This is a genomic window from Pseudomonas sp. AU11447, from assembly GCF_001672555.2.
Classification (GTDB): domain Bacteria; phylum Pseudomonadota; class Gammaproteobacteria; order Pseudomonadales; family Pseudomonadaceae; genus Pseudomonas; species Pseudomonas nitroreducens.
Map to the genome: position 1 here is coordinate 1 of NZ_LZDG02000105.1, position 9,706 is coordinate 9,706.

The 9,706-nt window shown below is 67.8% G+C and carries 10 protein-coding genes; 6 read left to right on the top strand and 4 right to left on the bottom strand.

Annotation, left to right across the window (positions count from 1 at the left end):
* The 3 genes from A6723_RS30965 to A6723_RS30975 form a co-directional block, all read right to left on the bottom strand.
* The coding region (locus A6723_RS30965; RefSeq protein WP_175405605.1) for an efflux RND transporter permease subunit at positions 1-326 on the bottom strand (326 nt) is incomplete at its 3' end.
* 12 nt (positions 327-338) lie between these two features.
* A complete protein-coding gene (locus A6723_RS30970) occupies positions 339-1,589 on the bottom strand; it encodes an efflux RND transporter periplasmic adaptor subunit (protein WP_054909260.1) in 1,251 nt (416 codons plus the stop codon).
* 171 nt (positions 1,590-1,760) lie between these two features.
* Positions 1,761-2,969, bottom strand: a complete 1,209-nt coding sequence (locus A6723_RS30975) for a TolC family protein (RefSeq protein ID WP_054909262.1) — start codon at positions 2,967-2,969, stop codon at positions 1,761-1,763.
* Between the two features lie 440 nt (positions 2,970-3,409).
* Here A6723_RS30975 and A6723_RS30980 point away from each other — a divergent pair, with 440 nt between their 5' ends.
* Together A6723_RS30980 and A6723_RS30985 are read left to right on the top strand one after the other, a co-directional pair.
* Positions 3,410-4,084 (top strand): heavy metal response regulator transcription factor, encoded by a 675-nt coding sequence (locus A6723_RS30980; RefSeq protein WP_054909263.1) that lies wholly within the window; start codon positions 3,410-3,412, stop codon positions 4,082-4,084.
* On the top strand, positions 4,081-5,466 hold the full coding sequence (locus A6723_RS30985) for a heavy metal sensor histidine kinase (protein ID WP_054909264.1): 1,386 nt from the start codon (positions 4,081-4,083) through the stop codon (positions 5,464-5,466). The genes A6723_RS30980 and A6723_RS30985 overlap by 4 nt, the downstream gene beginning before the upstream one ends.
* Before the next feature lies 1 nt (position 5,467).
* On the opposite strand, the gene A6723_RS30990 is transcribed toward A6723_RS30985, so the two are convergent.
* Positions 5,468-5,803 carry a DUF2790 domain-containing protein gene (locus A6723_RS30990; RefSeq protein ID WP_024767026.1) on the bottom strand — a complete coding sequence of 112 codons (336 nt, stop codon included), beginning with the start codon at positions 5,801-5,803 and terminating at the stop codon, positions 5,468-5,470.
* A 143-nt stretch (positions 5,804-5,946) separates the two neighbouring features.
* Here A6723_RS30990 and A6723_RS30995 point away from each other — a divergent pair, with 143 nt between their 5' ends.
* The 4 genes from A6723_RS30995 to A6723_RS31010 form a co-directional block, all read left to right on the top strand.
* Positions 5,947-6,291, top strand: coding sequence for a hypothetical protein (locus A6723_RS30995; protein ID WP_054909265.1), 345 nt, complete (start codon positions 5,947-5,949; stop codon positions 6,289-6,291).
* A gap of 90 nt (positions 6,292-6,381) precedes the next feature.
* On the top strand, positions 6,382-7,626 hold the full coding sequence (locus A6723_RS31000) for a TolC family protein (protein ID WP_054909266.1): 1,245 nt from the start codon (positions 6,382-6,384) through the stop codon (positions 7,624-7,626).
* On the top strand, positions 7,623-9,098 hold the full coding sequence (locus A6723_RS31005; protein ID WP_054909267.1) for an efflux RND transporter periplasmic adaptor subunit: 1,476 nt from the start codon (positions 7,623-7,625) through the stop codon (positions 9,096-9,098). Before A6723_RS31000 ends, A6723_RS31005 begins: the two co-directional genes overlap by 4 nt.
* Positions 9,095-9,706: efflux RND transporter permease subunit (locus A6723_RS31010; RefSeq protein ID WP_139093117.1), on the top strand; the 612-nt coding region annotated here is incomplete at its 3' end. The genes A6723_RS31005 and A6723_RS31010, both read left to right, overlap by 4 nt.

Here is a 9,706-nt window from a genome sequence, read left to right on the forward strand (position 1 = left end):
AGTTGGCGGGCGAAGAACAGGTCGGTACCGTCCTTGAAGATCACCGTCACCTGCGACAGCCCCGAGCGCGAGATCGAGCGCGTCTGCTGCAGGCCCGGCAAGCCGGCCATGGCGGTTTCCACCGGGTAGGTAATGCGCTGCTCGGTCTCCAGCGGCGTGAAGCCCGGCGCCGAAGTGTTGACCTGCACCTGCACGTTGGTGATGTCGGGTACCGCGTCGATGGGCAGTTTCTGGTAACTGGCGATTCCCAGGCCGGCCATGCCGAGTACGGCGAGCAGCACCAGGTAGCGCTGCTCGATGGCGAAACGAATGATGCGTTCGAACATGCTGGCGCCCCGTCAGTGAGCGTGGGACGCCGAGCTCTTGCCCAGCTCCGACTTGAGAATGAAGCTGCCTTCGGCCGCCACCTGATCACCCGCCGAGAGTCCCGCCAGCACTTCCACCTGGCCGGCGCTGCGCAGCCCAAGGTTGACCGGGCGCGGGTCGAAGCCTTCGGCGTTGCGCACGAATACGCTCGGCTGGCCCTCAACCTCCTGGACGGCCTGCTCCGGCACCGCGACCGGCACCTGGCGTGCCGAACTGCTGACCCGCACGTTGACGAACAGGCCCGGGCGCCAGGCGCCATCGGGATTGGCCAGGGTCACGCGGGCCACCGCGCTGCGGGTCTGCTCGCCGAGCAGGTTGCCGACGTAACTCACGCGACCGTCGACCTGCATGCCCAGGTCCGCTGCTTCAACCCGTGCCGGCTTGCCCACCTGAACCCGCGCGAGGTCCTGCGGTGCGACACTGAAACTGGCCCAGACCCGCGACAGGTCGGACAGCGTGAACGCCGTCGTGGTCTCGCTGACCACCTCGCCGGGCACCAGGTGCTTCTCCACCACCACGCCGTCGAATGGCGCCCGCAGCTCGTAGCGGTTACCGCCGGCGCTGGCCGACACGCCGCTCAGAGCGTTGGTCTTCTGCTGCGCATTGGCCAGGGCGATGCGGGCTTCCTCCAGGTCCTGGCGGGCCTGGAGATAATCCTGCTCGGCGGAGATCTTCTCCTGCCACAGCTCGCGCTCGCGTTCGAAGGTCTTGCTCGCCAGGCTCGCCCGGCGCTGGGCGGCGGCCAGCTCGCTGCGCAACTCGGACACCTGCTGGCTGGCGATCACTGCCAGCAGCTCGCCCTGCTTCACGTTCTGCCCGAGCTCAACCGCCACCGACTCCACCACGCCCGGCGTGCGCGGTACGACGTGGGCAGTGCGGTCCTGGTCGAAGCCGATCTCGCCGGGCAGGCTGAATGCCTCGTCCAGCGCCTGCGGCCCGGCTGTGACCAGTTGGATGCCGGCAGCCTCGATCTGTGCCGGGCTCAGATGCAGGCCTTGCTCTTCGGTTTCGGCTCCCTGGGCGGCGTGATGCTCACCGTCGGCATGGCTCGCCGCTTCGGCATGAGGGGTCGGCGCCGCGCTGTTGTGGTGCTCGCCGTCCGCGTGGGTCGCATCGTCGAGGTGGTTGCCGCCGGCCTGTTCGCTGCCCATCCAGGCATAGGCGCTGACGCCCAGCGCAGAGGCCAGCAGCACGGCGGCGGCGAGAGGGGTTTTCTTGATCATGGAAGCTCCGGGAAGTATCCGCCGGCGCCGCGCTGTGACGCTGGCACCGCAAGGTGATGGAGGTTGCTGAAGAGGTCGTGGACGCACCAATGCACCGGCAGGCCCGCGGTCGGCGCGGCGGCAGACGGCGTCAGGGTCACCAGCAGCAGGGCGAGCCTGGCGCGGCGAGCCTTAACGGGCCGCGCCGACATCGCCGTAGACCCGTTCGATGCGGCCCCAGGCATCGCTGACCTGGGCCAGCGCACGCAGGTACTGGTCGCGCGCAGCGATCAGGGTGCGTTGGGCGTCGAGTACTTCGAGGAAGCCGAACTTGCCCATCTCGAAGCCGCGCGTGGCGCTTTCCACGGCGGTCTGGGCGGTGGGCAGGATGGTCTGGCGGAAGGCGTTCACCTCGCCCTGGGCGGTGCTCCACTGCTGCCAGGCCTGCTGGGTCTCCTGGCGCAGGCGCAGCTCGACGGCGTTGCGCAGGTCGCGAGCCTGGTCGGCACGGCGCGACTCGGCGAGGATGTTGCCCTGGTTGCGGTCGAACAGCGGCAAGGGCAGGCTCAGGCCGATCACCGCGATACGATCGCGGTTGCCGTCCTCGATGGCCTCCTGGCTGCCCAGGCTGACATCGAGGTCGGGAATCCGCTGGGTCTTCGTCAGGCGTACGGCGGCTTCGCCTTCATCGATGCGACTCTGCGCCAGGCGCATTTCTGCGCTGTCGCCCAGACGGCGCAACAGCTCTTCGCTGGAGGGCAGGCCGGGCAGTGAACGGCCTGTCTCGCTGCGCACGCCGGAGAAGTCCGGCGAGGCAAGCCCCATCAGGCTGGCCAGCGCCTGGTTGGCGTCGGCGCGGTCGCGGCGGGCGCGATCCTGCTCCAGGCGTACTTCGGCCAGCTGTACCTGCGCGCGATCGGCTTCGAGCGGCGGGGCCTTGCCGGCACGGACACGCCCGTCAGCCGCGGCCACTCCCCGCCGCGCCAGCTCGACGGACTGCTGTGCCAGCCGTTCACGCTCCTGGGCGCGCAAGGCCGTGAAGAACGCTGCGATCACCTCGCCGCGCAGCTGGTTGCGCCGCGCCTCCAGGCTCAGCGCGGCGACGGCCTGGCCGCGCTCCGCAAGCTCCACCCGCGCGCCCCGCTTGCCACCCAGTTCCAGCGGCTGGCTGATGCCCACAGTGGTGGTGCGATTACGCGATTCGGTGCCTTCCTGCTCCCAGGACAGCGTCGGGTTGCGCAGCAGGCCGGCCTGCTCGCGCAAGCCCTGGGCGATGCCGATCTCACGGGCGCTGGCGGACAGTTCGGGATTGCCATTGGCCGCAGCCTGCAGCGCCTCCTCGATGCCGATCTCTCGGTTTTGCGCCCAGGCAGGCGACTGCCAGAGCAGCAAGGCGAGCAACCCCGCCCATGGAACGAACCCAGTACGTCTTGCAAACACGGCGAACCTCGCACGATGGAGTCAACTTCGACGGCATGCCGTCATTTCCATCGGCGAATCTAGGGGCGCCTCTCTAGCGACAAGGTGACTGGATAATTACAAACATGTAATTGGTCAGCCGGGGAGTTCTCGTTGTATGTATTTAAAAAGGCCTCGCACCTCTTCCAGGTAACTTCAGGAAACAATTCGCGAAATTCCCGGCAGCCCTGCATTCCCCAGAAAACCCTTCAAGAGCAGTCACCTGCAGAACTTTCCCGGTTTTCTGAACAACGCCGAATACAACATCGCCACGATTGACCCTGAAGTCGCTACAGCTTCTAGACTGCGCGCGCTTTACAGGGCTCGGCGAACTTTCCTGTGTCCCTGGCATTATTTCTCACGCAATTACCGAGTAACTATTCATGAAAATCCTGCTCATCGAGGACGACCACAAGACGGCCGATTATCTGCAACAGGGGCTGAGCGAAAGCGGCTATGTGGTCGACCGCGCCGACAACGGCGTCGATGGCCTGCACCTGGCGCGGCAGTGCGCCTACGACCTGGTCATCCTCGATGTGAACCTGCCGCAGATGGATGGCTGGGATGTACTCGCCAGCCTGCGCCAGCACAGCGATATCCGTGTGATGATGCTCACCGCCCGCGGCCGCCTCACCGAACGGGTGAAAGGCTTCGACCTGGGCGCCGACGACTACCTGCTCAAGCCCTTCGAATTCCCCGAACTGCTCGCCCGCGTGCGCTCGCTGATGCGCCGCAGCGAACGCATCGACCAGCCCCAGGTGCTGGAGATCGGCGGGCTGGAGCTTGACCCCGGCCGCCACCGCGCCTACCGCGACAGCCGCCGAATTGACCTGACCAGCAAGGAGTTCGCCCTGCTGCACCTGCTGATGAGCCGCAGCGGCGAGGTACTCTCGCGCACGCAGATCATCTCGCTGGTCTGGGACATGAACTTCGACTGCGATACCAACGTGGTGGAAGTCACCATCCGCCGCCTGCGGGCGAAGATCGACGACCCCTTCGCCGACAAGCTGATCCACACCCTGCGCGGGGTCGGCTACGTGCTGGAAGCGCGCGCATGAAGCCGGCCAGCCTGTCGCTGCGCATCGGCCTGTGGGTCGGCGTACTGGGTTCGGTGCTGATGGTCCTGCTGCTCACCCTGGCCTACCTCGCCCTTGACCACCAATTGGACCAGCGCGCCCACCGTGAACTGGAAGACAAACTCGGGCAGTTGCGTCACGCGCTGGACGCAGACCCCGGCCTCGCCGCCCTGCCCTTGCGCGGCCATGCCCTGCAGGACCAGCTGATGGGCCACGACAACCTGAGCGCCACACTGCTCGACGAGCAACGCGGGCAGCCGCCGCGATTCAGCAGCGGGCCGCCCCGCGACGTAGCGGCGCTCGACGAGTTCGCCGGCAGTGGCCGCGCCTTCGGCTGGACCTCGGCGGACGGTCGCCGCCTGCTGACCGAGCGGGGCCTGGTCCGCTTGCGCGACGGCAATACCCTGCGGGTGTTCCTGACCCTGGATCGGCGCGACGACGATGCCCTGCTCGGCGCCTTCCTGCGCTCGGCCTGGCTGGCGGTACCACCGCTGCTGCTGCTCATTGCCCTGGGTGCGCGCCTGGTGGCCAAGCGCGGCCTGCAGCCCTTGCGGCAGTTCGGCCAGGTGGCCTCGCTGATCACCACCCAGGACCTTAGCCACCGCATTCCCGTGCAGGACCTGCCACGGGAGCTGGGCAAGGCTGCGCGAGCGCTGAACCTGATGCTGCATCGGCTGGATGGCGGCGTGCAGCAGCTCACGCAGTTCTCCGACGACATCGCCCACGAGCTGCGCTCGCCCATCGGCAACCTGCTGGGCAAGGCACAGGTGACGCTGTCGCGGCCGCGGGAAAAGGACGAGTACGAAGCGGTGCTGGCCGCCAGTACCGAGGAGCTGGAACGGGTCGGCCGGATCGTCAGCGACATGCTGTTCCTCGCCCAGGTCAGCCACCCGCGCGCGCTGCTGCCGCAGGAGGCGGTGCAGCTGGAGGAGGAAGCGGCGAAGGTCGCCGAGCTGTTCGATTTCAGCGCGGAGGAAAGGTCGTTGCGCATCGCCATCGAGGGGCATGGGCAGGTCGTGGGCGATCGCCTGATGATCCAGCGCGCCATTTCCAACCTGCTCTCCAACGCGATCCGCCACACGCCCGAGGGCGAATGCATCAGCGTGCAAGTGCGGGACGATGGCGCAACCGTGACGCTAGAGGTGCAGAACCCCGGAACGGGCATTGCCGCCGAGCACCTGCCGCACCTGTTCGAGCGCTTCTACCGGGTGGACAAGGGCCGCTCGCGAGCGCAGGGCGGTACGGGCCTGGGGCTGGCCATCGTGCGCTCGATCATGGAGCTGCACCTGGGTGCGGCCAGCGCGCAGAGTTCGGAGGAAGGGCCGACGCGCTTCCTCCTGAAATTCCCCGCCTCGCCGGACTGAATCAGCGGGTAGCGCGACAGGCGACGCGCTCGGTGCGGTACTCGATGGCCTGCTCCTCGCCGGAGGAATCCTTGTAGCGTAGTTGCACCGGGACCACGCCGCAGTCGGTGCTCATCGGCGTCACTGCTACGACTTCGGCGATGTCCAGGTTCATCCCGTAGGTGTACTGCTTCGCCTCGGCGATCTGCATCGGCGACGGGGCGCCCTCGCGAGCCTGCATGGCTTGCTGGCGGGCCTGCTCCATGCGGGCGAAGGTGATGTCGCCGCCACCGTCGGCCAGCGCCAGGGAGGAAGTGCCCAGCAGGGCGGCGGTCAGGAAGAAGCGGGAGAGTTGCATGGCAGTCACCTCATGGGTGGTTGAAAGTGACTCCACCTTACGAAGCCGCCGCTAACGGGAAGCTGAGGCAAGGATGACGATTCGGTTATCCAGCCGACACCGCCGTTGACCTTGCCCCAGGGGAAGGTTCTAAACTGCGCGGCATGCTTCGTCGCCTGCGGCTCTTCATCATCCTGTTGCTCAGCCTTGCGCTTCCCCTCACCGGGATGGCGGGCTTCGAGGCGCCGACCGAACCCTGTCCGATGCAGGAACAGGGCATGAGCCAGATGGCCGGCATGGACCAGGATTGCTGCCAGGACGCGGGCAAGATGACCCCGCACGGCAAGAAGGCCTGCAAGACCGGCCAGGAGTGCAAGACCAGCAGCCTGCTCCAGGTCAGCCTCCTGAGCGCCCTGCACCACCCTGTCGCACCGCAGACTCCATCCTGCTACAACCACCTCGTGCCGAGCCAGGCGCCCGCCGATCTCTGGCGACCTCCCTGCGCCTGATTCCTCTCCTGACCTGAACTCTGCCCGCGGCCCCTGAAGGCTGCCGGGCGGCTTGCGCCCGTGCGCTGGTTTTCCAGAGGAATCCCCATCGTGACCCACGTCCGACTCCACTCGGGCTGGCTGCTGCTCGCGCTGCTGTCCAGCCTGCCCGTCCAGGGTGCGTCCCTGTCGCTGGACGACGCCCTGTTGCTGGCCGAACGCAACGCCCCTTCCCTGCTCGCCGAGAGCGAAAAAGTCGCAGCAGCGAAAAACGCCGCCATTCCGGCCGGGGAATTGCCCGATCCCAAGCTCAACCTCGGCCTGCAGAACATCCCCATCGAGGGGCAGGAGCGCTGGACCACCCAGCGCGACAACATGAGCATGCAGATGGTCGGCCTAATGCAGGAGGTGCCCAATCGCGACAAGCGCAGGGCCCGCATCGAGACCGCCCAGGCCGCTGTCGAACGCGCCGACGCCGAAGCCGGCGTGGAGCGCCTGAAGGTCCGCAACGCCCTCGCGCAGGCCTGGATCGCGGCGTACACGCTGCAACGCAAGCTGGCGATGTTCGATGATTTCTACCGCGAAAACCGGCTGCTTGACGCGAGCGTCCGCGCGCGCCTGGCCAGTGGCGGCGCCAGCACCGTGGACGCAGTGCTGCCGCGCCAGGAAGCCGCGCTGCTGGACGAGCGCAAGGACGATCTGCTGAGCCAGCAGGCCCGAGCCCGCGCGACGCTCAAGCGCTGGATCGGCCAGGACGCGCCGCAGACGCTCAGCGGAGACTTCCCGCGCTGGTCGATCGAAGCCCCCCACTACCTGCAGGCGCTGCACCAGCATCCGGAACTCGCCGCCTACGGGCCGATGACCCGCGAGGCCGAGGCACTGGTCCGCGAAGCCGTTGCGGAGAAGAAGCCGGACTGGAGCTGGGAGGTCGACTACCAGCGCCGCGGCCGCGAATTCGGCGACATGATGACTCTGCAGGTCAGCTTCGACCTGCCGCTGTTCAGCGGCACCCGCCAGGACCCGAAGATCGCCGCCCGCCGTGCGCAGGTTCGCCAGTTGGATGCCGAGCGCGAGGCCCTGGCCCGCGAGCATGAGCAACAACTGGCGGAAGACCTGGCCGAGTACCGGCGCCTGCAGCGCGCCGTCGAGCGCAGCAGCGGCACGCTGGTGCCGCTGGCCGAGGAGAAGGCAAGCCTGGCCACCGCCGGCTATCGCGCTGGCAAGCTCCAGCTCGACGAGGTGCTCGGTGCGCGCCAGCAACTGATCGAGGCGCGGCTCCGGCAGCTCGACCTGCTGGGCTCCCTGGCGCAGGTCGCGGCACGCCTCTATTTCACCTACGAGGAGGCGCACGCATGAACCGGCTTCCCGTGAAAACCTCCACACTGCTGCTCCTCGCACTGGCCACCGGCGCTGCTGGCGGCTACTGGTTCGCCCAGCGGTTACCGGCCCCGGTGCCAGAAACCGGCGGTGCAGCCTCGCAGCGCAAAGCGCTCTACTGGTACGACCCGATGGTCCCGCAGCAGCGCTTCGATGCGCCGGGCAAGTCGCCGTTCATGGACATGCAACTGGTGCCCCGTTACGCCGACGATGACAGCGCCAGCGGCCCGCCGGCGGTCCACCTCGAACCGGGCATCCAGCAGAACCTCGGCGTGCGCCTGGCCTCGGTGAGCCGCGGCAGGCTCGATCGAAAGCTGCAGGTCACCGGCCTGCTGACCTTCAATGACCGCGACGTGGCAGTGCTCCAGGCGCGTGCCGGCGGCTTCGTCGAACGTACCTACGCCCTGGCACCCGGTGACGTGGTACAGGCCGGAGCGCCGGTGGCCGACATCCTGGTGCCGGAGTGGGCCGGACTGCAGGAGGAATACCTTGCCCTGCAGACCACGCCGGATCGGAGCTTGCGCGAAGCGGCGCGGCAGCGCCTGCTGCTGGCGGGAATGCCGCCCGCGCTGGTCGCCCAGGTCGCGCGCAGTGGCCGGGCACGCCCGGTGATCACGCTCGGCTCGCCCATCTCCGGGGTGATCCGCGAACTGGACGTGCGCACCGGCATGACCCTGCCCGCCGGCGCACCGCTGGCGCGGATCAACGGCCTCGGGCAGGTCTGGCTGGAAGCGGCGGTGCCGGAGACACAGGCCGCTGGCCTGAAGATCGGCCAGCCGGTCACCGCCCGCCTGCCGGCATTCCCGGATCGTCCGGTGACGGGCACCCTGGCCAGCATCCTGCCGGAGAACGACCAGCAGAGCCGGACCCTGCGCCTGCGCATCGAACTGCCCAACCCGGATGGCCAACTGCGCCCGGGGATGACCGTGGAGGTCAGCCTCGATCTCGCTGGCGAGTCCGACGTGCTGCAGATTCCCAGCGAAGCAGTGATTCGCACCGGCAAGCGCAACCTGGTGATGCTCGCCGAGGAGCAGGGTCGCTTCCGCCCGGTTGAGGTGCGCCTCGGCCAGGAGAACGCCGGCCTGGTGGCTGTGCTCCAGGGCCTGGAGGAAGGCCAGCGGGTGGTTGCTTCCGGGCAGTTCCTGATCGATTCGGAAGCCAGCCTGAAAGGCATCGAGGCCCGCACGCAAGACGTGCCCGTCACAACGGCAAGCGTGCCGGCGCTGCATGAAGCCGAAGGCCGGATCGTGGCCATCGATGCCCAGGGCATGACGATCAGCCACAGCCCCTTCAACACCCTGGGCATGCCTGGCATGACCATGACCTTCCCACTGGCCCGTGCCGGGTTGGCGGACGGGCTGAAGGTCGGCGAGCGCATCCGCTTCGGGGTCAGCCAGGGCGATGCCGGGCTGGTGATCGAACAGGTGAGCCGGCAGGAGGCGCAGCCATGATCGCGAAGCTGATCCGCTGGTCGGTGGCCAATCGCCTGCTGGTGCTGCTGGCCACCCTGTTCATCGTCGCCTGGGGCCTCTGGTCGTTGCGCAGCACGCCCATCGACGCGCTGCCGGACCTCTCCGACGTACAGGTGATCATCCGCACCAGCTATCCGGGGCAAGCGCCGCAGATCGTCGAAAACCAGGTCACCTACCCGTTGGCCACCACGATGCTGTCGGTGCCGGGAGCGAAGACCGTGCGCGGTTTTTCCTCCTTCGGCGACAGCTTCGTCTATGTGCTGTTCGACGACGGCACCGACCTCTACTGGGCCCGTTCGCGGGTGCTGGAATACCTGAACCAGGTGCAGTCGCGCCTGCCACCCACGGCGAAGGCCGCGCTTGGGCCGGACGCCACCGGCGTCGGCTGGATCTACCAGTACGCCCTGGTGGACCGCACGGGTCGGCATGACCTGGCCCAGCTGCGAGGGCTGCAGGACTGGTTCCTGAAGTACGAGCTGAAGACGGTGCCGGACGTGGCCGAAGTCGCCACCGTCGGTGGCATGGTCAAGCAGTACCAGGTGCTGCTCGACCCGGTTCGGCTGGCCAGCCTGGGCATTACCCAGGGC